At 71.2% G+C, this 24391-nt stretch carries 24 protein-coding genes; 15 read left to right on the top strand and 9 right to left on the bottom strand.

The features are described from left to right. Positions 1–28: 28 nt before the first annotated feature. The 11 genes from ACFVXG_RS11885 (at position 29) to ACFVXG_RS11935 (ending at position 9051) form a co-directional block, all read left to right on the top strand. Complete coding sequence (locus tag ACFVXG_RS11885) at positions 29–307, top strand: hypothetical protein (protein ID WP_045705967.1); 279 nt, start codon at positions 29–31, stop codon at positions 305–307. 435 nt (positions 308–742) lie between these two features. Next, positions 743–1186 (top strand): hypothetical protein, encoded by a 444-nt coding sequence (locus tag ACFVXG_RS11890; protein WP_387926642.1) that lies wholly within the window; start codon positions 743–745, stop codon positions 1184–1186. 60 nt (positions 1187–1246) lie between these two features. Further along, complete coding sequence (locus ACFVXG_RS11895; protein ID WP_387926644.1) at positions 1247–1789, top strand: hypothetical protein; 543 nt, start codon at positions 1247–1249, stop codon at positions 1787–1789. Positions 1790–1891: 102 nt separating this feature from the next. Continuing rightward, on the top strand, positions 1892–3046 hold the full coding sequence (locus ACFVXG_RS11900) for a DUF932 domain-containing protein (protein WP_387926646.1): 1155 nt from the start codon (positions 1892–1894) through the stop codon (positions 3044–3046). Between the two features lie 85 nt (positions 3047–3131). Then, a complete protein-coding gene (locus ACFVXG_RS11905; RefSeq protein ID WP_387926648.1) occupies positions 3132–3416 on the top strand; it encodes a hypothetical protein in 285 nt (94 codons plus the stop codon). A gap of 274 nt (positions 3417–3690) precedes the next feature. Then, complete coding sequence (locus ACFVXG_RS11910; protein ID WP_387926649.1) at positions 3691–4203, top strand: hypothetical protein; 513 nt, start codon at positions 3691–3693, stop codon at positions 4201–4203. Between the two features lie 84 nt (positions 4204–4287). Next, entirely contained in the window at positions 4288–4788 is a 501-nt protein-coding gene (locus ACFVXG_RS11915) for a hypothetical protein (protein WP_387926651.1), read from the top strand. Positions 4789–4869: 81 nt separating this feature from the next. Continuing rightward, positions 4870–5853 (top strand): DUF2637 domain-containing protein, encoded by a 984-nt coding sequence (locus ACFVXG_RS11920; RefSeq protein WP_387926652.1) that lies wholly within the window; start codon positions 4870–4872, stop codon positions 5851–5853. Then, complete coding sequence (locus ACFVXG_RS11925) at positions 5816–6664, top strand: phosphoadenosine phosphosulfate reductase family protein (protein ID WP_387926654.1); 849 nt, start codon at positions 5816–5818, stop codon at positions 6662–6664. The genes ACFVXG_RS11920 and ACFVXG_RS11925 overlap by 38 nt, the downstream gene beginning before the upstream one ends. Then, positions 6661–7866 carry a hypothetical protein gene (locus ACFVXG_RS11930; protein ID WP_387926656.1) on the top strand — a complete coding sequence of 402 codons (1206 nt, stop codon included), beginning with the start codon at positions 6661–6663 and terminating at the stop codon, positions 7864–7866. Before ACFVXG_RS11925 ends, ACFVXG_RS11930 begins: the two co-directional genes overlap by 4 nt. Positions 7867–8058: 192 nt before the next feature. Further along, the gene (locus ACFVXG_RS11935; protein ID WP_387926658.1) at positions 8059–9051 is read left to right on the top strand and encodes a hypothetical protein; all 993 of its coding nucleotides are present in this window, start codon (positions 8059–8061) and stop codon (positions 9049–9051) included. Between the two features lie 101 nt (positions 9052–9152). Here ACFVXG_RS11935 and ACFVXG_RS11940 read toward each other — a convergent pair whose 3' ends face one another. Then, complete coding sequence (locus ACFVXG_RS11940; protein WP_387926660.1) at positions 9153–9614, bottom strand: hypothetical protein; 462 nt, start codon at positions 9612–9614, stop codon at positions 9153–9155. A gap of 316 nt (positions 9615–9930) precedes the next feature. Between ACFVXG_RS11940 and mobF the strand changes: the two genes are divergently transcribed. Then, positions 9931–14955: a MobF family relaxase gene (gene mobF / locus ACFVXG_RS11945; protein WP_387926662.1), complete on the top strand. Its 5025-nt coding sequence runs from the start codon at positions 9931–9933 to the stop codon at positions 14953–14955. Positions 14956–15001: 46 nt separating this feature from the next. Here mobF and ACFVXG_RS11950 read toward each other — a convergent pair whose 3' ends face one another. The 3 genes from ACFVXG_RS11950 to ACFVXG_RS11960 all read right to left on the bottom strand — a co-directional run bounded on the left by ACFVXG_RS11950 (position 15002) and on the right by ACFVXG_RS11960 (position 17472). Then, positions 15002–15259 (bottom strand): hypothetical protein, encoded by a 258-nt coding sequence (locus ACFVXG_RS11950; RefSeq protein ID WP_387926664.1) that lies wholly within the window; start codon positions 15257–15259, stop codon positions 15002–15004. Positions 15260–15340: 81 nt separating this feature from the next. Then, on the bottom strand, positions 15341–16195 hold the full coding sequence (locus tag ACFVXG_RS11955; protein ID WP_387926666.1) for a hypothetical protein: 855 nt from the start codon (positions 16193–16195) through the stop codon (positions 15341–15343). 365 nt (positions 16196–16560) lie between these two features. Continuing rightward, the gene (locus ACFVXG_RS11960; RefSeq protein WP_387926668.1) at positions 16561–17472 is read right to left on the bottom strand and encodes a helix-turn-helix domain-containing protein; all 912 of its coding nucleotides are present in this window, start codon (positions 17470–17472) and stop codon (positions 16561–16563) included. 223 nt (positions 17473–17695) lie between these two features. Here ACFVXG_RS11960 and ACFVXG_RS11965 point away from each other — a divergent pair, with 223 nt between their 5' ends. The 3 genes from ACFVXG_RS11965 to ACFVXG_RS11975 all read left to right on the top strand — a co-directional run bounded on the left by ACFVXG_RS11965 (position 17696) and on the right by ACFVXG_RS11975 (position 19377). Further along, positions 17696–18016, top strand: a complete 321-nt coding sequence (locus ACFVXG_RS11965; RefSeq protein WP_387926670.1) for a carboxymuconolactone decarboxylase family protein — start codon at positions 17696–17698, stop codon at positions 18014–18016. 72 nt (positions 18017–18088) lie between these two features. Beyond that, positions 18089–18523 carry a cupin domain-containing protein gene (locus tag ACFVXG_RS11970; protein WP_387926672.1) on the top strand — a complete coding sequence of 145 codons (435 nt, stop codon included), beginning with the start codon at positions 18089–18091 and terminating at the stop codon, positions 18521–18523. After that, entirely contained in the window at positions 18520–19377 is an 858-nt protein-coding gene (locus tag ACFVXG_RS11975; RefSeq protein ID WP_387926674.1) for an aldo/keto reductase, read from the top strand. The genes ACFVXG_RS11970 and ACFVXG_RS11975 overlap by 4 nt, the downstream gene beginning before the upstream one ends. A 200-nt stretch (positions 19378–19577) precedes the next feature. Here ACFVXG_RS11975 and ACFVXG_RS11980 read toward each other — a convergent pair whose 3' ends face one another. From ACFVXG_RS11980 to ACFVXG_RS12000, 5 genes are all read right to left on the bottom strand, one after another. Next, positions 19578–20564, bottom strand: a complete 987-nt coding sequence (locus ACFVXG_RS11980) for a hypothetical protein (RefSeq protein WP_387926676.1) — start codon at positions 20562–20564, stop codon at positions 19578–19580. Positions 20565–20693: 129 nt separating this feature from the next. Continuing rightward, a complete protein-coding gene (locus ACFVXG_RS11985) occupies positions 20694–21083 on the bottom strand; it encodes a hypothetical protein (RefSeq protein WP_387926678.1) in 390 nt (129 codons plus the stop codon). A gap of 404 nt (positions 21084–21487) precedes the next feature. Then, the gene (locus ACFVXG_RS11990; protein WP_387926679.1) at positions 21488–22717 is read right to left on the bottom strand and encodes a sensor histidine kinase; all 1230 of its coding nucleotides are present in this window, start codon (positions 22715–22717) and stop codon (positions 21488–21490) included. Then, a complete protein-coding gene (gene cseB, locus ACFVXG_RS11995) occupies positions 22714–23478 on the bottom strand; it encodes a two-component system response regulator CseB (RefSeq protein ID WP_387926681.1) in 765 nt (254 codons plus the stop codon). The genes ACFVXG_RS11990 and cseB overlap by 4 nt, the downstream gene beginning before the upstream one ends. Continuing rightward, positions 23475–24347 carry a hypothetical protein gene (locus tag ACFVXG_RS12000; protein ID WP_387926683.1) on the bottom strand — a complete coding sequence of 291 codons (873 nt, stop codon included), beginning with the start codon at positions 24345–24347 and terminating at the stop codon, positions 23475–23477. The genes cseB and ACFVXG_RS12000 overlap by 4 nt, the downstream gene beginning before the upstream one ends. Positions 24348–24391 lie beyond the last annotated feature (44 nt).

Consider the following 24391-nt stretch of genomic DNA (forward strand, 5'->3'; position numbering starts at 1 on the left):
CAGTCCGGCCGATTCGAGGAGCCCTCTCATGTTCACCGATGGTCCCGAGCGGAGCACCGCCGACGAGGCGGCCCGCGCGCTGCTCGCCGCCCACGCCTTCGCCGCCGCTACACCTGGCGCCTACCAGTGCGAGCCCACGATCCCGGAGGGCATGTCCCTGGTCGTCTGTGACCTGATTACCGGACTGCTCCACCTGGCCGACGCCACCGGCGTCCAGGGCGACCGCGAGGAGTTGACGCACGGCGCGTACCTGCGGTATCGCGAGGAAGCCGCTTACGAGAGGATCGCCGAACTCGACCCGTTCTGAGTCCAGTTCCCCCTCCCCGTCCTCGGTGGTTGTTGCTGCCGGGGGCGGGCGGGATTCGGTCGCGCCTTCGGCGCGGCTGCTTTTCTGGTCCGGGCGCCCCGCTGCGCGGTTCCCCCGGCCCCCCTTCGCGGCCCAGTATCCGGAGCCGGCCGCCCGCCTCAAGGGCGCTCCCTGCGGTCGCGTGGCTTCGCCACCGGCCTGCGGCCGGCCCTTGACCCGGACGGCCTCTTTGCCCCGGACCCCAGGCAGCTGTCGGGGGGACGGGGGAGGTGCGCCCTCGTAACTGACGGTCCGTCACCCGCCTTTCCCGGGGCGGGGAGTCCTGTCCATGAACTTGCTTGAAAACCCTCTTTGGTGTATTCTTATCTTGTTGGTCGGGGAGGGCAACCCCGACCGGCGGCCCACGAGGAACTGACTGAAAGGTGCCACCTAAGCATGATCGACCTGATGCGCCTCCGGGAGATCAACGAGGCCAAGCGGGCCGAGTGCGGCCATGCCGAAGGGGCTGGCTGTGGTTGGTGCTGGCTCACCCCCGAAGCGATCACCGAACTCCCCTATGCCGAACGCCTGGCCGCTGCCGTTGAACTCGACCACATGCTTACCGAGATCGGCATCCCCCGCGCGCCCCGTACGGTCGTGATCGTCCACTCCGCGCGGACCTACGCCGTCCAGATCATGTGCGAAGAGCTGGGCACCTGGGAGCTGCGCGTCCCCGCGTCCGGCGAGGAGTACGCGCTGTATCGCGGGGCGATCTACGCCGCGCCCGCCGCGCAGGTCCGTGACGAGAAGGTGCCTACGTGGACCCGGGGCGGCGACGATCCCGCTGCCGTCGCCCGCAGCTTCGCGGGCCTGCTCTGGGCGTCCGGCCTCCGTAGCTGACCCTCCACACGGCCCGGCGAGCCGCCGGGCCGTGGCCTGCCCTCGCTCGAAGGAAGATGTATGAAGATCATCGACGTCCACCACGATCTCACCGTTGATCGTCCGGCCCGCTCCCGTGAGGTCCTCGCCGTCCTGTCCGCCATCGGGTCGCGCTTCGACGACGCCGCCGCCGTCGTCCGGGAGGTGGCCCCGGAGGAGCTTGCGCAACTGCCCTCCGTCCCATCGCTCGCAGTCGCCGACTGGGAGCAGGCGTGCCGCGCGCTGGTCGCGCTCGACGCCTTCCTGGCGGGCGCTCAGGCCAGGGTCTCGGCTGTGCGTGAGGGCGGAAGGCTCACGGTTCCGTGGCAGTTGCGCCTGGCGTTCGTGTGCTCCCTCGACACCATCGGCAGGGCGTGGCGAAGCGCCTACCTGCCCGGCGCGCACTACGTGGTCAGCCCCGAACTTCCGGTGCGGCCCGGCCTGCGTGCGGCGGTCGCGTGGGAGTCGGGTGCCGGGGAGGCTATTGCCTGCACCCGGCGTTGGTCGGCGGCCGTCACCGTGTCCGTCTTTCGCGAGATGTCGGACATGGTGGACGAGGTGACCAGGCGTCCGCATGTCCAGTGACTTGCATAAAAACCCTCTTTGATGTATTCTTGTCTTGTTGGTCGGGGAGGGCAACCCCGGCCAGCGGCCCACGATTTGACCACATGCGAAGGGACCTCACACATGACCATCTCCCTGGCCAAGACCTCCACCCGTAACGCCAGTCTGCGCGAGATCGTGGACATCCTGCGGGAGCAGCAGCCCCGCAAGGCCGACATCATCACCCCGGCGCAGAACATCCGCGCCGAAGGTGGTCGGCTGATCGTGGACGGCAGCGACTACGAGTACGACATCACCCCTGACGGGGTCACCCGCAAGGCCACCGAGCTTCGCCTCACCGGCGTCGCCGAGGCAGGGCTGGCCGAGAAGCTGGGCATCCCGGTGGGCTACCTGCGCAAGACCCGCGTCGAGGCCCCGGAGCTGTGGGACCAGAACGTCAACGGCTGGCTGAACCACGAGAGCCGCGAGGCCAAGAGCTACATGATCCGTACGCTCCGGCCCGGCCAGGGCGAGGACGCCGGTACGGCTCGCGCGTTCCTGAGCGCGAGCTACCGGATCATCGACAACCTGGACATCCTGACCGCCGCGCTCCGGGGCGTCTGCGACGCGGGTGTTCAGGTCCGCCTGGACAGCTGCGACCTCACCGACCAGAAGATGTACGTCCGGGTTATCGCCGACGAAGTCCGCGCCTACGCCCCGGAGCTGCTGCGCAACTACCGCTCCCCGTTCACCGAGGCGCGCGGCAGCGACAACCCGACCGTCTTCGCCGGGTTCGAGATCAGCAACAGTGAGACCGGGTGCGGGGCGTTCACGATCGTGCCCCGGCTGGTCGTCCAGGTCTGCGACAACGGCATGACCATCACCAAGGACGCCATGAAGTCCGTGCACATCGGCGGACGCCAGGCGGACGGCGTGATCCAGTGGAGCGGCAATACCCAGGACCGCACCCTCGACCTGGTCACCTCCCAGACCGCCGACGCCGTCCGAACCTTCCTCGACCGTGACTACATCCTCCGGCAGATTCGTGACATCGAGGACAAGGCCGGAGCCCGCATCACGGACCCCGAGAAGGCGATCACCACAGTCAGCCAGCGCCTGCGCTTCTCCGAGGCGGTTCGGGCCGACGTGTTCTCCCACTTCATTCGGGGCGCCGACCTGTCCGCCGGTGGCGTCATGCACGCCGTGACCTCCGTCGCCCAGACCCTGCCCGATGCCGACGAGGCCCACGAACTCGAATCGCTCGGCATCCGCGCGATGGAGCTGGCCGCCGCGCTGTGACCGCCCCGCCGCCCGGCCCGAAAGGGCCGGGCGGCCCGTCACAGACCACCAGCCGCAGCTCAGCGCGCCCGAGGGAGACCCCGCCATGAACACCACCGTCGACCGCCTGCGCGATCTGGTCGCCGAGGTCACCACCTTCGAAGAGGAGTGGGAGGAGGAGCTGCGCGTAGCTCTTCCGACGTACGACCCGAACCGCGACGGTTGCCCCGTCGAACCACGCGACGAAGTCCGGTACTTCGAGCTGTACGACGTCCGCGCCGCCGCCGCCCGTGACCTGCTCCACAGGACGACCATCGGCATCGAGACGGTCATCAGCGAGCTGACGGAAGCCGAGCCCGAGCCCGCGCCCGAGGCCGACCAGCCCGGTTAACCGGTCCAACCGCCGCCCAGCGCGACGCTGGGCGGCCCACCGGCCGGGAGCGCCGAGGTGCGGGGATCGACCCCGCACCTCGGCCCAACCCCTCCCGCCGCTTTCCCGTCGCAGCACCAAGCGCCGCACCGCCCGCCGGCCTCTGCCGCCCGTGGCCAGCCGGCACCCGGCCCGGGGCGCCGAGCTGCGGGGATCGACCCCGCACCTCGGCCCAACCCCTCCCGGCCCTCCTGCTGCACACCCTCACCCTTCGCACCACCAGGAGAACCACACCGTGCCGACCCTGCCCCACACCGGGCTCCAGACCCCCGACCAGCCCCGCTACGAGGTCACGGCCTACCGCGAGTTGACGCTTCGGCGCGGCTTCCCGTTCAAGGCCACCCTCAGCCACGGCCGCGTGACGATCGGAAGCGCGGAGAACCACGGCACGGGGGACGACACCGAGTTCGTCCCCCGTAAGGACTTCAACGCGGCCGACTTCGAGCGCTTCGCCGACGCATGCCGCCTCAACGGCCGTCCCGTCAGCACGTCGTTGCTGCTCGACCTGCTGGTCAAGGAGTACAACATCGCCCGCGCGCTCCGGGCTCATCTTCGCAACGGCCGCACGATGGTCCGAGAGGTCACCGCAGACCGCACCCGGATCACCGCCAACGCCGTGATGCCCGAGACCGCCGCCACACGGAAGCAGCTTCTCGAAGCCCTCGGCCAACCCCTCACCCTCGGCGCCGTGACCGAGTTCTGGAACGGCAGCAACTGGGAGCCCCTGACAGGCGCCTCCGACTCCTGAACCGCCTCGGCATGGCCCGACAACCACCTGGCCGCGCCGAGCCCGGTCAGTACCAAGCCCCCAACTGCCCAGGAGACCAGAAGCATGCCGAAGTACACCATTCCCGTGGACCACATCACCGTGCACGTGGTGACCGTCTCCGCGGCCACCCCCGAAGCAGCCCAGGCCGAGGCCGGGCGGCTGGTCGCGGCCGACTGGGAGACCCACTTCCACCACACCGTTGACCCCGTGGTCGGCGATGCCTTCACCCAGGACGAGTGGGCTGCGCAGAAAGCCGAGTGGGCCGCGATGAAGACGACCGCCGAGCGCCGCGAACGCGAGGTTCACCCCACCTCGCCCCCGACCCGGCAGCCGGGAAGAAACGTTCCTTCGCTCAGGTACCGCGCACCCCGCACCGACCACCACGCGGACGACAGCGAGTGCCCGCCCACCCACAAGCACACCAGCAGCGGCAGGCCCCTCACCGAGGGGTGCCCCGGACGGGCGTACTCCACCGCCGCGTGCACGTGCGGGTGGGCCACCCGCTCCACCACCAAGGGCTACGTGGACGAGAGCCGCAAGCGCCACGTCGGCGAGCACCGCTGACATCAGGCCCCGTCAACCGTCGCGGCCCGGAGGGCAACCGGGCCGCGACGACCTCCCACGAACCCGGAAGACCAGCACCACGTGAGCAACCCAACCCACCCCGGCAACAGAGCGCCCTCCCACAACGCCTCCGTCAAGCCGGCACCCACCAGGCTCCGCCTCCCGCGCGACGGAGACGCGCTCACCGCGGACATCGTCGTCGGCGTCCTCGGAGTCGCGGCGTTCGCGGTGTCCTTCGCCCACGTCGTCCAAACCGCCGATCGCGCCGGCCAGACCGGTTGGGTGGCGTACGCCATCGCCGTCTCGGTCGAGTTGATGGCCCTGGGCGCCGTCTCCGAACTGCGCCGCCGCAAGCGCCACGGACACTCCGCCCGCTGGCCCCGCGCCGTCCTGGTCCTCGGCGTCGCCATGAGCCTGGCCGCCAACCTCGCCGTCGCACAGCCCACACCCTGGGGATACGTGATGGCCGCCTGGCCCGCCGTCGCGTTCCTGGCCGCCGCCGGAATCATCGAGTCCCGCTCGACCGACCCGCAGCCCCCAGCCGCACCCTCCGAACCGCAGGACAACCCTGCGGGAGAGACCGACGATGACGACCCCGAGGCCGCCGCGCACCAGGCCCCGGCACCACCGGCGGACGAGACCGGGCAACCAGAGCCCGCCGAGTCGGCCGACGACGAGCGCGACGACGACGAGCAGCCCGACCGGGCTCAGCCGCCCCAGCGGCGGCCGACTCAGCTGAGCGTCATGACCGAGCTGCTCGCCGCGATGAGGGCCGACCCGCAGTGGAAGCCCGATTACGACGCGCTGACCCGTACGACCGGCTATGGCCGGTCCTGGTGCGAGAAGCGAGTCGGCGAGGCCCGCAAGCTCCACCGGGGCCGTGCGGAACCCTCCGTCTGCCAGGAGGCCGCCGCCCGTACGGACGCGCCGAAGCCCCTCAGCCCGGTCCGTACGCCCCGCGACGCCGACGACCAGCCCGTACCCCCCACCTCCCAGCCCGCACCGAACCCGTACAAGGAACCCGCACGTGAGCACCACCCTCCACATACCGCCGCAGCTGCGTGACGCCGATGCGTACGTGCTGAACAACAGCGCGGGCAAGGACAGCGCCGCGATGCTCCACCTGTGGGCGACCACCGCCACCGAGGAGATGCTGGAACGCACCGTCGTGCTCCACCTCGACCTTGGCGAAGCCGAATGGGACGGAGTGCCGGCCCTCGCCGCCCGCCAGGCCGCCGCGTACGGGCTGCCCTTCGAGGTCCGCCGCCGCGAGCGCGGCGGACTGCTCGACCTCGTCCGGTCCCGCGGCCGGTGGCCCGGACCGGGCACCCCCTTCTGCCGCTCGTACTTGAAGCGAGACGTAGCCAGGAAGTTCTACACCGAGCTGACCGCCCGGCTCGAAGTCACCGGCCGCCCCGCGCACATCGTCACCTCGCTCGGGCTGCGCGCCGACGAGAGCACCGTGCGGGCTCGCCGCCCCACCCTCAGCACGGACCGTGCCGCCAGCTCCGGCCGGCGCCAGATCACCACCTGGCTGCCCATCCACCGACTCAACACCGACGACGTGTGGAAGACCGTACGGGCCAGCGGCATCCCGCCCCACCCCGCCTACCAGCACCTGCCCCGCCTGAGCTGCCGCCTGTGCCCGTTCGCCGGACGCGCCCAGCTCATCACCGCCGCACGGATGGCCCCCGACACCGCACTCGACTACGTCCTCGTCGAAGACGAGATCGGCCAGCCCTTCCGCCGCGACCTGTCGATGGAACAGATCATCACCGCCGCCGAGCGTACGGACGCCGACCCCGTACGCCCCCTGCGCCCGTACGGGGCACCATCCCGCACCGTGGGGGAGCGTACGGAGGGGTGTGCCGCATGACCCGTACCAGCCACGCCCCCGCGGACGCCGACCTCCCCGTCGTGCTGAGCTACGGCATGGGCCTGGACAGCACTGCCGTCCTCGCCCGCTGGCTCACCGAGCCGGCGAGCCGCGACTTCCCTCTGGAGCGGCTGACCGTGCTCACCGCGATGACCGGCGACGAGCCGGACGTGACCCGCCGCCTCACCGAGGAACACCTGCTGCCGCTGCTGCGTGGCACCGGTACGCGCCTCGTCCAGATCAGCCGCACCAGCCAGCGCGGCGGGTACACCGTGCTGGACGACTCCCGAACCCCGCTCCGGCTGATCATGAAGGGGCCGTGGCGCCTGTCCGACGAGCTGCGCGCCAGCGGCACCGTCCCGCAGCTCGCGGCCAAACGTCGGCTGTGCAGCTTGCACGCGAAGGGCGACGTACTCGACGGGTGGCTCGGCGACGAGTTCGACGGCCGACCCTTCCGGCACGTCCTCGGCTTCGCCACCGAGGAACTGCGCCGAGCCGAGCGCGACGAGGGGTTCACCGCCACCGGCCGCCGTCCCGAGTACCCGCTGATCAACGACTGGGGGTGGGACCGCCAGCAGTGCGCGCAGTACCTGCTCGACCTCTTCGGGGAGCCCTGGTCGAGGTCCGCGTGCGGCTACTGCCCCTTCTCGGCGGGCCACCGAGGCCGGGCCGAGCTGATCGAACGCTGGCGGGCGGAGCCGGCCATCGGCGCTCAAGCCCTCGCCCTGGAGTTCACCGCCATGGCCCTCAACCCGCGCTCGAAGCTCTACGGCAGCGTCGCAGCCCAGGACCTCGCCCGCTCCCACGGGCTGACCGACGTCCTCGCCCGGTTCGAGGAGGACCTTCGACGGCAACGGTGGAGCGTCTACGAGGTCCGCCGCATCGTCCACCCCCGCCGCGACGACCCCGCGGCCAAGGGCGCGGCGTGGCGCAGCGTCCGTACGGTGTTCACCGGGAACCACGACGACGCCCAGCACATGCTCCGCGCCACCTCGGCCGGAAGCGTGGTCACCGACGAGTACGGCATCACCAGGGCCGAGATCATCCCGCGCACCATCGGCTACCCGGCCATCGAGAAGGCGCTCGCCCTCGCACCGGCCGGCGTTCTCGACAAAGAGCGGCCCGCCTTCGGCGCCTGGTGGGAGCGACTGCACCACCAGGCCGCGCCCGGAACCCGGCGCTCGGTCACCCTTGCGGCGTGACCTGAACGGAAGCCGGGGGCCAGCAGCACGGCCGAAGCCGTGCCGACCTCTCGGGTCGGCTGGGCAAGCTGTCTGGCCCCCTCCCACGAGAAGACCGATCCCGAAAGACGGCTACCTCGCGCAGGTAGATTAGTGCATGTCGGAACAGGGAGGCCGTCACTCCCGCCGGCCTACCCGAAGGAGACCTAGCCGATGGCCCCCGTGACGCTTGCCGAGCGGTTGGCCGCTGCCCCGTCCGACAGCCTCAGCGTCGCCGACATCGCCAGCGCGACCGGCCTGTCCGAGTTCACCGTCCGCCGCCTGATCAAGGACCCGCAGTGGCCGGAGGGCACCGGGCCGGAGGACGCAGGTGAGCAGCGGTTCGCGCGCGATGCCTGCGTGAAGTGGATGCGCGCCCACCAGGCCGCCCGGGTCGAGGTCACCGAGTTGCCCGGGGCGGACACCGACCGGGTCACCATCACCGACATCGCGGATCGAACCGGCATCGCTCGCGGCACGCTGAGCCCGATGCGCACGCACTACAAGGACAGCAGCGACCCGTTCCCGGTCGGCGATGCCCTGGGCACGTACAGCTGGGGCGAGGTCAAGGCGTGGCTCAGCCGACGCCACCGCCGCACCGGTCCCCGAGGTACCGTCGAACCCCCGGTCACGACGGAGAAGCCGGCCACCGCGCCGACGTCAGACGTGCTCACCACCGCCGCCATCGAACGGCTCACCGGCCGGGGCAAGGAAGCTGTCAAGACCCTGGTCCGCCGCCCCGAGATCGCTGATCTCAGCAGCGGCAAGGTGGGCCGCTCGCGGGTGTGGCCTGCCGCCGCCCTGCTGCCGGTGCTCTGGCGTCTCGGCTACCTGCCCGAGTCGGGTCCGCTCTCCCCGGAGCAGACCGCCGTCCTCGTCGAACTCGGGTACCTCCCCGAGACGGGGAAGCCGAGTGCCGAGCAGGCGGCCGTGCTGCGCGATTTCGGCTACGACCAGGAGGGCACCGTCGAACACCGCGCCTGGCTGGTCGGCCCCGTCCGCTCGGCGACCGAGCTGGCCGCCCACTACGGAGTCACCCTCAGCGCGGTGAGCCGACGACTCAAGCGCGGTCGGGAGACCGGCGACCCACTCTGCCCGACCCCGATCGAAACCGACGAGGGCACGCGCTACGACCCCCGAGCCTTCGACACCTTCTGGCGCAGGTAACCGGACCCCGACACGACGACGGCGCTGCCGACCATCACGGTCGGCAGCGCCGTCGTCGTTCCTCACCCCGGGCGGCACCCGGCAACGCCCGGACCTCCCGCTCACCCCGCTACCGCTTCGCCGCCCACGGCGCTGCCGGAGCCGACCGCCGAGCCCGCCGGCCCGGCCCCTGCCGCAACCTCCGGCCCGACCCCGCGCCCGCCGTCCCGCAGCGCGGCCGACCCGGCCGACTCCGCCAGGATCGACCGGACGTCCCCCAGCGCCAGCCCCGTCAGCTCGGCGATCTGATCACGCGGCTCGCCCAGACCATGGAGCGCGACCACCGCCTCCCGCGCCCGCCGCTCCGGCTCCACCGCAGCCGCCTCCGCGTCCGCCAGGACCTTCGCCGCCCGCGCGCTCGCGCTCGCGCGCAGCTGCTCCGCCCTCCCCGTCTGCTCGTAGAAGTCGGTCAGCGCCGCTTCCACCTGCTTCTCGCGCCGGAGACGCTCCGCGTCCCGCGCTGCCTTCGCCTTCTGCGCCGCCCGAACCGCACTGGCCCGCGACGCCGAAATTCGTCCGCTCATGCCAGCACCATAGCCGCAAAACCGCAGGTGATAAACCCTGTAGATCCTCGCATGATAGGCACTGATAAACATCGAGAAGTCTCGATAGAAAAACCGAGAGGCGAATCACTGAAACTGCCCAACAAGAGGTCCTGAGCTGGCCATATGCCAGTCAGGCCAAGCCATCCAGACACCTCTTGCAGATATTCTGAGCATGGTCCGCTGCGCGGGGCTAAAGTACTCACATGGCATTTGATGAGGCAGGTGAATCGGCGGCTCGAATAGCCGTTGTGCCTACCCTCATCCGTAACCGGAAAAGCTGGGGGTGGTCGCGTTGATGACCATCCACAAGCTCACCGCCGGCAACGGCTACACCTACCTGACGCGCCAGGTCGCGGGCGGCGACGTACAGCGTCAGCGGGGTCAGTCCGCAGAGGAGTACTACACCCAGAAGGGCAACCCGGCGGGCGTCTGGCTCGGCCGCGGCGCGCCCCTGCTGGAGCTCGACGGCACCACCGTCACCGAGCAGCAGATGAAGCACCTGTTCGGCCTGGGCCAGCACCCGGACGCCCAGCGCATCATCGCCGAGCACCTGGCCGCCAACGTGCGCGCCGACATGGACGATAAGCAGCTCAAGGCCGTCCAGGCCGCCGCGATCAAGGCCGCCACCCTCGGCCGCAAGTACCCCGAGTACGAGCCGCTGGACCCGTTCGCCGAGCGCGTCGAGCGACGCCTGGCCGTCATCGAGAAGGAGACCCGGCGCACCCCCAGCAGCGCCGAGATCAAGAAGGTCCAGCACGAGGAGTCCCGCCGCCAGCGCGCCGCCGTCGCGGGCTTCGACCTGGTCTTCGCCCCGGTGAAGTCCGCCGCGGTGCTGTGGGCGCTGGACGAGCGCCCGGAGGTCCGCGCCGCCGTCCGCGCAGCCCACGAGGCCGCCCGTGACGCCGCGCTGGAGCTGCTGGAGGAGAACGCCGCGTACACCCGCACCGGCAGCACCGGCCAGGCCCAGATCGACACCAAGGGCCTGGTCGCCGTCGCGTTCGACCACTTCGACTCCCGGGCCGGCGACCCCAACCTCCACACCCACGTCGTCCTCGCCAACAAGATCCAGGGCATCGACGGGAAGTGGCGCTCGCTGGACGCCCGCGGCCTCCTGGCGATGACGGTCGCCACCTCCGAGTTCTACAACTCGCGGTTCGAGACCGAGCTGACCGCCCGGCTCGGCGTCACCTTCGAGGCCCGTGAGGACTCCGCCACCAAGCGCCAGCCGGTGCGCGAGATCGTCGGTGTCCCCGTCGAGGCGATCACCCACTTCTCCTCCCGCAGGACCGAGATCGAAGCCCGCTACGAGCAGCTCCTTCGGGAGTACCGGCGCGAGCACGGGCACGACCCCTCCCGCGGCATGACCCACCAGCTCGCCCGCCAGGCGAACTTGGACACCCGCGAGGGCAAGAAGGCCGCCCGCTCCCTTGAGGAGATGCGCGCCGACTGGACCCAGACCGTCACCACCGCCCACGGCCAGGACATCGTCCAGCGCGTGATGGCGGCCGTTCCCGCGTCCGAAAGCGCCCCGGCCACTGCCCAGCAGGAGGAGCCGAAGCCGGTCGAGATCCCCACTCTGGCCGCCGCCGTCATCACCGCTGTCGGTGAGGAGCGCGCGGTGTGGACGGTGTGGAACCTGCGCGCCCACGCCGAGCGCCTGGTCCGCTCGGAGCACCCGGCCACCAGCACCGCCGAGCACCAGCAGCTGGTCGAGGCGATCGTCACCGAGGCCGTCTCCCCGGTGCACAGCGTCCGCATCGACGCCCCCGCCCTGCTCACCGAGCCCGAGGAACTGCGCCGGGCCAACGGCGACTCCGTGTTCGTCCAGCACGCCTCCACCCGCTACACCAGCACCGCCATCCTGGACGCCGAACGCCGTCTGGTCACCGCAGCCCTCACCCCCGTCACCGTGGGCCCGAACCCGGCCTTCGTCGGCGCCGCCCTGGACGGCTTCGAGGCCCGGAACCGTGCGCTCGACGAGGGCCAGCGCGCCCTCGTCACCGCGTTCATCACGGACACCCGGATGGTCTCCCTCGGCCTCGGCCCGGCCGGCTCTGGCAAGACCACCGCGATGCAGGCGTACGTCCACGTCGCCAACCAGGCCGGCCAGCGCGTCGTCCCGCTCGCCACTTCCGCAGCCTCCGCCGCCGTCCTCGCCAAGGACCTCAAGCAGCCCGCCGAGAACCTCCACAAGTTCCTCTGGGAGTACACCGGCGGTACGTACATGGGCGAGTTGCTCAGCGGCCGGAACGTGCCCAAGAGCCGGTCCGGCTTCGTCCTGAACCCGGGCGATGTCGTCCTGGTGGACGAGGCCGGGATGGCGGGCACCCTCAACCTGGACAACCTCGTCAAGATCGCCGATCAGCGCGGCGCGACCGTGCGCCTGCTCGGTGACTACCGCCAGCTCAGCAGCGTCGAAGCGGGCGGCGCGCTGCGGCTGATCGCCGCCGAAGCCGGAGCCGTCGAACTCACCACCCTCCACCGGTTCAGCAACAAGACCGAGGCCGCCGCCACCCTCAAGATCCGCACCGGCGACACCGCCGGGCTGGACTTCTACTTCGCCAACCAGCGGGTCGTCAGCGGCTCGCGCACCGCCATGGTCGAGGCCGCGTACGACGGCTGGAAGGCCGACATGCTCGCCGGTCGGACCACCCTGATCAGCGCCCGCACCGGCACCGACGTCACCGCCCTTTCCGCTCGCGCCCGCGAGGACCGCGTGGCCGCCGGTCAGGTCGAGGCGGACGGCGTCCTGCTGCGCGACGGCAACCGCGCGGGACGCGGCGACTGGATCGTCACCCGCGAGAACGACCGCAAGCTCACCACCAACCGAGGCCGCGACTTCCTCAAGAACGGCGACGCCTGGGAGATCCTCAAGCGCTACGAGGACGGCTCGCTGAAGGTTCGCCACCTGGAACACCGCGGACGTCTCACCCTGCCCGCCGAGTACGTCGCCGCCAACGTCCAGCTGCTCTACGCCTCCACCATCACCCGCTCCCAGGGCGGCACCGTCGACACCGCCCACCCCCTGGTCACCGACGACACCACCCGCGAGGAGCTGTACGTCCAGCTCACCCGCGCCCGCCACACGACCACCCTCTACACCGCCACCCACGAACTCCTCCCGTTCGACACCGACGAGCAGCTCGACCGGCCCAAGAACGACCCCGACTCCTTCGCCGCCCGCGAGGTCCTGGAGCGCGTTCTGGGCCGCGAGGGCGCCCAGCTCTCCGCCACCGAGACCATCCGCAACGCCCAGGAGGACGCCGTCTCCCTGGCCACCCTGGTACCCCGGCACCAGCACGCCACCGAGACCCTGACCACCCCCTACTACCACCAGCTCATCCACCGGCTTCTCGGCCCCGCCCTCGCCGAGCAGATCACGACCGACGACGCGATGACCGCCGTCACCCGCGCGCTCCGCACTGCCGAAGCCGGCGGCTGGCAGCCCGAGCGGCTGATCGCCGCCGCCACCTGGCGCGGCGACCTGACCACCGCCGACTCCCCGGCCCAGGCCCTCGCCTGGCGCCTGAACACCATCACCGACGACCGCCCCGCCCCCGCCCACCTCAACGCCCCAACCACCGCCGACACCACCCGCTACGCCGCCCTGGTCGCGCAGCTCACCAACCTGCCCGCCGACCGCTTCGACCCCGAGACCGCGACCACCGAACCGGCCGCCCTGCGCATCGCGCCCGCCGCCGCCCAGGCCCCCGACGCACACCCGCACGTCTCCGCCGACACCCTCAACCGCTACGCCACCGCCGCCGCCACCGCGCTCAGCACCACCACCGGCAAGGTCACCGCCCACACCCAGTGGCCCCACCTCGCCGGCGCCCTGGCCGCCGCCGAACGCACCGGCCACGACACCACCAACCTGCTCACCACCGCCGCCGCCCAGGCCACCGGCACCAGCGACCCGGTCACCGCCCTGACCCGCGCCGCCCGCACCACCCTGGCCGCAGACGGCATCCCCGAGCACCACCAGCAGGCCCCCGAAGCCCTCCGCCACCAGGCCCTCGCCGCCACCGTCCTCGGCGACGCGCACTTCACCCGCGCCCGTAACGAGAACACCTGGCCCGCCCTCACCGCCGCCCTGCGCCGCGCCGAGACCACCGGCCACGAACCCGCCGCCCTGCTGCGCCAGGCTGCCGAGCGCCGCTCGCTCGCCGGCGCCGACAGCCTCAGCCAGGTCCTCGCCTGGCGCATCGGCCGCCAGCTCGCCGCCAACGCCCCGGCCACCGCTGAGCAGCAGAGCGACCGCGCCGAAGCGGAGCTGTGGCGCACCCTCGCCTGGAACCTCAAGGCGATCGAGAACACCGGTACCACCGCGGAGACCGCCCTCTCCGAGGTGACCGGCCGCACCGCCCTGCCCGAACTGCTCCAGCACACCCAGCGGCAGGTGCTCGCCCACACCCGCGCCGCCTCCGGCCGCGCCGACCTCCCCGCCTGGATCAGTGCCGTCCCGCGCTCCACCGCCGCGAACCCGCTCCACCACGAATACCTCACCGACAGCGCCGCCCTGATCGCCAACCGGCTCTCGGTGCTCGCCGACCGCACCGTGGAGCACCGTCCGGAGTGGAGCCGGACCCTGGGCGAAGCCCCGACCGACCCCACCCAGCGTGCCCAGTGGCAGCAGCACCTCGCCGTCGTCGCCGCCTACCGCGACCAGTACCGGGTCACCGACGACAACGCGATCCAGCCCGCCGGTCCCTACATCGAGGAAGGCCGTACCGGCCACGACGCCTACTGGCAGGCCACCGCGGCAGCCCTCGCTGCCCGCCGGACCGCCGCCGCGCCGGTCGGCCCGGCGAGCAGCACCGGGAACACCGACCAGCAGGCCCGCCACCAGCTCACCGCCGACGTCTACCGCGCCCTTCCCGAGGCCGACCAGGCCGAGATCCTGCGCACCGTCGCCACCCGCACCGGCGCCACCTGGCTCGCTAACCTCCCGCGCCTGGACGACGCCGCCCTGGCCCAGCCGTCCGTGGCCGAGCAGGTCACCGCCGTGCTCACCGAGCGCCGCCAGCTGACCGCCGAGGCCACCCAGCCCGAGCAGCCGCAGGCGGAAGAACGACGTCAGCCGACTCTCGCCGAACGCCGCCGCGCCGGCCGCCAGGCCGAGCGCCAGGCCCACCGTGAGCAGCTCCAGCAGCGTGGCGGACAGCCCACCCGAGCTGCCCGGCCCGTACCCGGCCGCCGACCCGAGCCTGTCGAACAGCGTCAGGCTCAGGCCCCAGTCCAGCGCCCCGCCGCGCCGCAGCAGCAAGTCCAGCAGCCGCCGCAGGCTCGCCAGGACCAGCGCGGTCCGCGCATCCGCTGACGATCATGACCGTTCGCGGCCGAGGGTCCCAGGCCCGGTGCCGAGGTCAGAGCCGTCGAAGTGCCCTCTCGCACTCACGGCATCGTCGGTCCTCGAACGCTGCTGGATACCACGGCTCCCCGTAACCGGCCTGGTAGTGCGTGTGCACCAACGGATCGGTGCTGATGCCACAGAGCGTCGTCAGCAGCGGGTCCTCCGGCACCTCAGGATCGCTCGCGGCGGCGTGGACCGACCGGATGAAGACGGGGTCGGCTTCATCCGGGTCGAATCCCTCAAGAACCTCCAGCAGCACCAGTACGCCCATAGCTCGACGGTGCCCGCAGCACCTGGAGAGCGCACGTCGAGCGCCCTCAGTGGGGGTGGCCGAACGCGGCTCGGCGGTCCGCTAGCTGGGCCGCGCCAACTCGATGGCGGCTGGCCCGAGCCTTAGCACGCTGACATCGAGCCCGTCAGGGTCGGAGTCGTGGACGGCGTCGGCGATTCGGATGGCGCTGTTGACCAGAAGATCCCCTACCTGAGCGCAGGACGGCCCCTTTCGCCATGTCAGGCAACGGGTGGTGTTGCTCCGGCGCGCGGGAACGATCTCGGCGGTGTGGGGCCAGTGCCTCCACCAGGTGCTCGCGCGCACCATCAGCCCACTGCGCAACGGCGTACACGGAGTGGGCGCCCAGTGCGGGGAAGCACTCTCCTCTGCATCCGTGAGACCCGAGGTGTGCCAGAACGTGAGGTTCTCCGGGGTCTCGTCGGAGCCGGTTTCCCACCGCAGGCGCGAGTGCATCAAACGCACGGTGCCATGGTGGGATTCGCGCAGTTCGAGACGGCCCTGCGTGGGCAGGTGAAGCAAGTGGACGGCTCGGGCAGAGACACGTTCGATCCGCAGGCCCGGGATGCCGAAGTGCACATGTGAGCCGTCAGCGTAGGTCGCGGTCGTCGGCAGCAGGTAGTGCGCTACCCGTGGAGCCACGCTCACCTGAATCGTCAGCTGGTTTGGTACGGGCATGACCCACTCGTAGTACCCGGCGAGTTCACGGAAGGACCTTCCACCGCGGTGGTCCCACGGGTGAGAACGACCGGAGCTGAACAACAGATCCCACAGAAGGGCCTGGAACCTCTGCTGGCCGGCGTCCTTGGTGTCCAGCTCGATTCGTCCGTTGACCGTTGCCGCCCGCAGCACGTGCTGAGGCACGGACATGAGGGCCAGGTACTGCTTGAGGCGCGCACGGTCGTTGACATGCGGCATTGGAGATCCTCGCTGGCGACAGCCCGGACTGCGCCGCGAAGTGAGACGGTGAAGACGTCTGATGGCACGGCGAATCGCGAGGAGGTTGGGCATCCCACCCGCCGGCTCTCCAGCACAATTCGTCCGGGCGAACGGCCAGCCGTGGACCACCTCCGGGCCCAATAGGAGAGTAGGGGAACCCGTTGCGATCAGCACTTCGCCACGCCGATGCGCCGAGCACCAGCGCGGTGCTGGCAGGGGCCTGGGGATGGCTCTATTCACCGAGAACCACAGCGGTTGCTCGCGGGTTTGGACAGCACTCGACCCGCTGTAGGCATCGAACAACTCATGATTCCGCGTAGCACGGGGCAGCCGGATGGGCGTGGTCAGAGCCGGTCGGAAGTGATGTCCCTTGACGACACGTCGGCGAGTCCGTCTGTGCCTGACGGGTGCTCAGTGGCTGCCCAGGTGGCGAGCAGTCGCAGGGCGTCGTGGTCGGGGGTGCCGGGGGCGGCGCTGTAGGCGGTCAGGGTCAAGCCGGGCTGTGCCGGTAGCTCCATGGCATCGAAGTCCAGGGTGAGGATGCCGATGGCCGGGTGGTGGAACGCCTTCCGGCCGGTGTGGTGCAGGCGCACGTTGTGCTTGGCCCAGGCGGTGCGGAACTCCTCGCTGCGGGTGACGAGCTCGCCGATCAGACCGGTCAGTTCGGTGTCGTGCGGGGCGCGGCCGGCCTCGGTGCGCAGCAGGGCGACGGTGGTGTTGACGCCGGTTTCCCAGTCGGGGAAGAAGTCGCGGCCGGTGGGGGTGAGGAACTGGGCGCGGGCGATGTTGGTGGTCTTCGCGGTGGGGTCGGGGAACAAGGGGGCGTAGAGGGCGCGGCCGAGGGGGTTGGTGGCGAGGATGTCGAGGCGGCCGTTGCGGATGAAGGCCGGGGAGTCGGTCATGGAGGCCAGGACGCGCAGGACGCTGTCCGGGAGGGCTGCGGCGGGGCGGCGGGTGCGGCGGGTGGGGCGTTTGGCGGCGGCTCGGGCGAGGTCGAACAGGTGGGCGCGTTCGGCGTCGTCGAGCTGGAGGGCGTTCGCGACGGCGTCGAGGACTTCATCGGAGGCGCCGGCGAGGTGGCCGCGCTCCAGGCGGATGTAGTAGTCGATGCTGACGCCGGCGAGCAGGGCGACTTCTTCGCGGCGCAGGCCGGGGACGCGCCGGTTGCCGCCGTAGGCGGGCAGCCCGGCCTGCTGCGGGGTGATCTTGGCGCGGCGGGAGGCCAGGAACTCCCGGATGTCGCTCTCGGTGCTCATGCCTTCCACGCTAGACCGGACGGCGCAGACGTGGGGGGTCCTGCCAGTACCTGTAACAGCAGGCCCTTCTCCACCTTGGTGACCTGCGGTTTCCTCGATACCAGAGGCCGCAGGCGCCGCCCGGACCGGTCAGCACCCGGGTCGCAGCGGCTGCTGCGGACCCGGCACCGACACACCGTGGACCTATCCGGCCCACGCCGCCCGATCAAGGAGTCACCCCGTTATGCCGAAGCAGTCCGCGCCCCAGGCGCTTGCCGCAATCGCCCCGAAGCTGGTCGAGGTCACCAACGAGGTCCTCTTCGGTGACGTCTGGGAGCGTCCCGGGCTCTCCCCCCGCGATCGGAGCCTGGTGACCGTGAGCGTGCTGGCGGCGCTGTACCGCAGCGAGCAGCTCGGTTACCACCTGGGCGTCGCCCTGGACAACGGGCTGAGCGTGGAGGAGTTGTCCGAGGCGATCACGCACCTGGCGTTCTACGCCGGATGGCCCAACGCGATGACCGCGATCACGCAGCTGAAGAAGATCGCCGACGAACGCTCCGCCTGACCCTTACCGCGAGCGACACATCGACAGCCCGCACGGCCGATAGAGCCTGCCGGGCCGAAAGGAGAGAACGCCATGACCGACAGCGGATTCGATCAGATCTTCCCCCTCGGGGAGACGAACGACGCCTACGCGCAGTACTTCACCGGCCAGAGCTACCTGGCCCCGCTCGCCTCGGGGAGCGTTCCCGTCAGCAACGTCTCCTTCGAGCCGGGCTGCCGCAACAACTGGCACATCCACCACGGCAGCGCCGGGGGCGGCGACCAGATCCTGCTGTGCACGGCGGGCAGCGGCTGGTACCAGGCCGAGGGAGAGGAGGTCGTCAGCATGGGGCCGGGAACGGTGGTCCGCGTCCCCGCGGGCACCAAGCACTGGCACGGCGCGAAGGCCGACTCGTGGTTCTCCCACATCGCCTTCATCACGCCGGGCGAGGACGTCAGCAACGAATGGCTGGAGCCCGTCACCGACGAGGCGTACGGGAAGCTGCCGAAGAGCGGAGCGAACGCATGAGCATCCTGAACGAGACCTACACCCTGGCGGGCGGCGTCGAGATCCCCAAGCTCGGGCTCGGCACCTGGTTCATCGACGACGACAAGGCGGCCGATGCGGTCCGCGCGGCCGTCCGGACCGGCTACCGCAACATCGACACCGCCCAGGCATACGGCAACGAGCGCGGCGTCGGCGAAGGCGTGCGCACCTCGGGAGTGCCCCGCGAGGAGCTGTTCGTCTCGACCAAGCTCGCCGCCGAGATCAAGGACTACGACCAGGCGCTCGCCGCGATCGACAGCTCTCTGGAGAAGCTGGGCCTGGACCGCGTCGACCTGATGCTGATCCACAGCCCGCAGCCGTGGGACGACTTCCGCGGCGGCGACTACGCCCAGGGCAACCGCGAGGCGTGGCGTGCCCTGGAGGACGCCCACCGGGCCGGCAAGATCCGGTCCATCGGCGTCTCCAACTTCCAGCAGCACGACCTGGAGAACATCCTTGAGGGCGCGAGCGTCGTCCCGCACGTGAACCAGCTGCTCGTGCACGCCGGCAACACCCCCTCCGACCTGCTGGCCTACTGCAAGAGCAAGCAGATCCTCGTCGAGGCGTACTCGCCGATCGCCCACGGCGCGATCCTCAAGAACGCCGAAGTCCAGGCGATGGCACAGAAGTACGGCGTCTCCGTCCCCCAGCTGTGCATCCGCTACACCCTGCAACTGGGCACGGTATCGCTGCCGAAGACGGTCAACCCCGAGCACATGCGCGCCAACGCCGAGGTCGACTTCGAGATCTCCGGCGACGACATGGACGTCCTGCGTGAGCTGCGCGACGTGGACTACGGCGAGCACAGCGCCTTCCCGGTCTACAGCGGCAGGTGACACCGGGCGAACACCACCTCGCGCAGGCACGAGTCGCGGTCGACGGGCAAGACGCTGCCCGACGTCGACCAGGGTGGAGAGGTGTAGGTCATCAGCTGCTGCGTTGAGGTCGGTCCCGACGTCGGCTGAACCGCGGTCGGGAGGGCGGTGTTCCTCCCGAAGTGGAGCAGGTCATGAGGGGCCGGTGGTTGCCTCCCAGGTCATGTGTCGCCACTTCGGCTTGGCGGTGTGGCTTCCGGACGCGGCTGAGGTGCGAGTTCTTCTGGGGCGGGCATCGGGAGCAGCTGTGGCCTGCGGTGGAGGAGCGGAAGCCACCTGAGTTGCTGGCGAACGAACCGCTGAGCTTTGAACAGCCACCAGCAGCGAGCCCAACGCGGCCCGTTGCGCAGCTCGGCGTAGCGCACCACGGCCTCCTCGGTGGTGGTGCGAACCCAGAGTGGGCGGCCCACGATGATCCGTTGGGCCCCCTGTAGGTCGTCGGTGAGGTTCCATCGGGATTCGGTGAGCACGACGTCCGTGTAGACCTCGGCCATGAGTTCGCACGCCTCCGCGTGGAGGATCGTACGGCCGCGGGTCTCCGGATGCCCTGGCTGCGAATTGGGCAACCAGCCCTCTTCGAGCGCGATCCTCAGCACCTCGACGGAGAGGGCCTCAGGGTCGTCCCACTGCGATGTGTTGACCTGGCCCCGGGTCTCCAGGAGTTCCTGCACCGCGAAGTAGGCCGAGGAGTACCAGCCACCGGTGAAGCTGTCGAGCGGTCCGCTGCCGTGGAGGTTGTCCAAGCTGCCGAACAGGCAGAGGTCGACCCGCTGGCCGGCGCGGTTGGTGGTTTGGAGGTGGACGAGAAGGCCGTCGTTCTTGGCATAGTGGATCATCTTCGAGAGATTCACCCGGCCGACAGTCCAGACCCACGCGGCCTTCGGCGTTTGGTCGAGGGCTTCGGTTGCTTCCGAGCCCATCGCCTCCTTGATCCGTTCAGCTTCCTCCGATCGGTTGCGGGTCTTCCTCTCGCTGCCGCTGAAAGCCCCCTGGAGCTGAGCCGATACCGGAAGGTGCGAAACCGTCGCGCTGACGTTGGCCTGGAGTCGTGAGTTCCTCCCCAGGTCCACGCCGTTGTCCTCCGCGAGCGATTGGATGGCTCGATCGGACCAATAGAGGAACCTGCCCGAGATCCTGGCCTTGCCCATGATGTTTCCTTTCCGGCTCGCCACGTGGTCTGCCCTGGCTACCGGAGAGTCGGGCCCGGAACAATCATGCTGCGCGGCCTTGCTACCGCAAAACGACGACCGCATGGCCGGAGGACGCCCGAGGTTGACCTAGCTGGCCGGCCGCTGCCATGCAAAGCGCGAGCTGCGGAACGCATGGATCGAGCACGCGGCGTACTGGCGTGCGGCCCGAGTCGCCGCCTGTCGGGACATGGCCTTTCCGTCTTCGGTGAAGATGGCGCCCTCCGTACGGTCGCCGATGGCCTCCCGGAGGAGGACCGATGCACTTTCCGGGATGAGCATCTCGGTCAGCCCGGTCTTAGAAGCGCCAGCGGTGGACAACGTGGTGTCGGTCGCGTCCCGGACGTCGAGGGAAAGGAAGTCCGTGAGGTTGAACTTGACCTCCGCGAGCAGCACCCACAGAGCGCGGTGAGCGACAGGGATGGTCGAGTCCGAGATCAACTCGTCGAACCGCTGGGGGGTGATGGTGTCGAGGTGCACGGTCAGCTCCTTGGTTACGTTCCGTGATAGTTGGGGTGGGCGAGGGCGCGCTGCTGCCCGCAGGCTCGCAGCGCTGTCCGACCCGGCTTGGTACCTGCGAGGGGGCCGTGGGCCTGCGATACTGATGGGGCCGCCGGCCAGCCGAGCAGTGGGGCGATCGGCGGCGGCCAGAAGGCCAGCGGATCGCCTCGCAGCACGGAATCGGCACACATGAGGCCGAGAAACGCGGAGAGGTTGCGAGAGCCCCAGAGAGGCATTCTCGCAGGTCACCGGCCAAGTGGCCGAAGTTTGCGCAGGTCAGAGGCTTGCCCGCCGAAAACTTGTAAAGCGGGGGTCGTCGGTTCGAACCCGACAGGGGGCTCGCGTAGGAAGCAATGCGACCGGCGCCCGAAGGGCCGACCCGATCACGATCGGGTCGGCCCTTCGTCGTTGGCGGGGAGGGTGAGGGTGGCGAGGGCGCCGCCGGCGGGGTGGTTGGTGAAGGTGAGGGTGGCGCCGATGACGCGGGTGTGGCCGGTGGCGATGGTGAGGCCGAGGCCGTGGCCGCGGCCGCGTTCGGGGGCGTTGGTGCGGAAGCGCTGGGGGCCGTGCTGGAGGAGGTCGTCGGGGTAGCCGGGGCCGTGGTCGCGGACGGTGATGCGGCGGCCGTCGACGTGGAGTTCGACCGGGCCGGCGCCGTGGCGGTGGGCGTTGAGCAGCAGGTTGCCGAGGATGCGGTCGAGGCGGCGCAGGTCGGTGCGGACCTCCGGTGCCTCCTGGCCGGCGGCGATCGCGACGGCGACGTCGAGGCCGGTGAGGGTGACGGTGCGGCGGACGGCGCGTTCCAGCGGGACGGCGGAGAGGTCGGGGGACTCGACGTCGGCGTCCAGGCGGGAGACCTCCAGGAGGTCCTCGACCAGGGCGCGCAGGGCCTGGACCCGGTTCTGCACCAGTTGGGTGGGGCGGCCGGGCGGCAGAAGCTCGGCGGCGGTGACCAGGCCGGTGAGCGGGGTGCGCAGTTCGTGGGCGACGTCGGCGGTGAAGCGCTGCTCGTCGGCGAGGCGGCGGTGCAGGGTGCGGGACATCAGGTCGACGGCGGCGGCGAGTTCGGCGACCTCGTCCTTCCCGTCGACGAGTTCGCCGATCCGGGTGTCGGTGCCGCCGGCCGCGATGCCGCGGGCGGCGGTGGCGGCGGTGCGCAGGCGGCGGCTGATCCGGTCGGCGACCAGCACGCCGGCCAGCACGGTGGTGAACACCGCGGCGACGACGGTGATCAGGATGATCCGGTCCAGGTCGGCGATCGAGCGGCGGTCCTGGGTGAAGTCCACCCGGACGGAGAGCACCCCGTCCTGGACCGGGCCCGCGGCCCACATCGACTCGCCCTGCTGGTCGGTGGCGAGCAGCGAGCCCTGCCGGCCCTCGGCGGCGAGGTCGTGCAGCCGGGTGGGGAGGGCCGGGTCGTCGAGGGCGGCGCCGGGGGCGGCGATGCCGCGGCCGTAGTCGGTCAGGGCGGAGCCGAGGGCGGTGAGCGCCGCGGTGCGGGCCTGGTCGACGTGCTGACGGATCATCGCCTGGTGGACCAGCAGGCCGACGGCGACCGCGACCAGGACGGAGATGGCGGCGACGGCGGTGGCGATCTGGCGGCGCAGGGTCATGCCGGGCGCCGCAGCTTGTAGCCGAACCCGCGGACGGTCTCGATCCGGCCGGAGCCGATCTTGGCGCGCAGGCGCTGCACGTGGACGTCCACCACCCGGGTGTCGGCGCCCCACTCGTAGTCCCAGACGCGTTCCAGCAGCGTGGAGCGCTCCAGCACGATGCCGGGCGCGGCCGTGAACTCCAGCAGTAGCCGCAGTTCGGTGGGGGTGAGCGGGACGAGGCGGCCGTCGACCCGCACCTCCATGCTGTCGGTGTCCACCCGCAGGCCGTCGAAGTCGCGGACGGAGGGGGAGGGGAGGGGATCGGAAGGGAGGGTGGGGGAGGGGACGGAGGAGGAGGGGGCGGCGGGGGCGTCGGGTTCGGCCGTCGGGGCCACCCGGACGCGGCGCAGCACCGTACGGATCCGGGCGACCAGGACGGCGCTCTCGAACGGCTTCACCACGTAGTCGTCCGCGCCCGCCTCCAGACCGGACACCACGTCCACCGGGTCGGTGCGGGCCGACATCATCAGGATCGGCAGCTGGCTCTCCTCCCGGATCCGCCGGCAGAGGCCGACCCCGTCGAGCAGCGGCAGCATGACGTCCAGCAGGAGCAGGTCGGGGCGGACGGCCTGGAAGGCCTCCAGGCCTTCCAGGCCGTCGGCGGCGGTGGTGACCGGGAAGCCGTAGCGCTCCAGGGCCATCCGGGTCGCCTCCCGGATCACCTCGTCGTCCTCGACGAGCAGGATGTGCGGCTGGGCGGGGACGGCTGCGGTGGTCATCGCTTGGCTTCCGGGGAGACGGCGGAGACGGCGGGGCCGGACGGCTGGGGGGTGGCTCGTGAGGGGTACGGGGCGGCCCCGCCGCCGGCGGGGGGCTGCTTCGGTCCGGCGGTGGGGCGCGCCGGGGCGGGCCCGTGGTCGGCGCCGGCGACGGCCGGCCCGTCGGCGCCCGGGTCGGTGGGCTGGAGCAGGCCGACGCCCTCCACCTTCCGGTCGACCATGGTGAGCCGGTGACCGTCCCACTGGTAGTGGCTGGTGGTGCGGGTGGTGTAGGTGGTCGGCTCGTACAGCCACAGGTCGGAGTCGAGGGTCGCGGCGCTGAACCCCTGCTGGACCTGGACCCGCAGGATCGGCAGGACCCGGTCGTCGGCGAGCGTGTAGACGTGCAGCACGAGCGCGCCGGGGGAGCCGACGGTGGTGATCAGCTCGGGCCGCCCGTCGCCGGTGAGGTCGCGGAACTCGGGGGCCCGCACCTCGCAGCCGGTGCAGGAGTCGAGCGCGCGCCGCTCCTCCGCGCTCACCGCCGGATCCTTGGCGAGGAGGGTGCGGACGTCGACCGCGGCGAGGTCGTGCCCGGGGACGGTCAGGTCGGGGACGGGCTGCGGCGGGGCCTGGGTGGCGGAGTCGGTCGAGGTGGTGGGCGGCGGCGACGCGGCGGCCAGGCCGGGCCAGAGCGGCTTGGCCACCGCGGTCGGGCTCGGCGGGGCGACGGCCTGGCGCGGACCGTCGTCCCGCAGGCCGCCGGGGGCGGCGCGGCCGAAGGCCAGGACACCCAGGGCGGTCAGGGCGGCGAGGACGGCGAGGGCGGCCACGGGCACGGTGGCGGGGCGGCGGCGGAGCGGGGTCGGTGTCGGTGTCGGTGTCGCCACGGTCGGTGCTCGTCCTCCTCGGTCGCGGTCGCGGGTCGGGGGTC

The sequence above is a fragment of the Kitasatospora sp. NPDC058162 genome (assembly GCF_042884005.1).
GTDB lineage: Bacteria > Actinomycetota > Actinomycetes > Streptomycetales > Streptomycetaceae > Kitasatospora.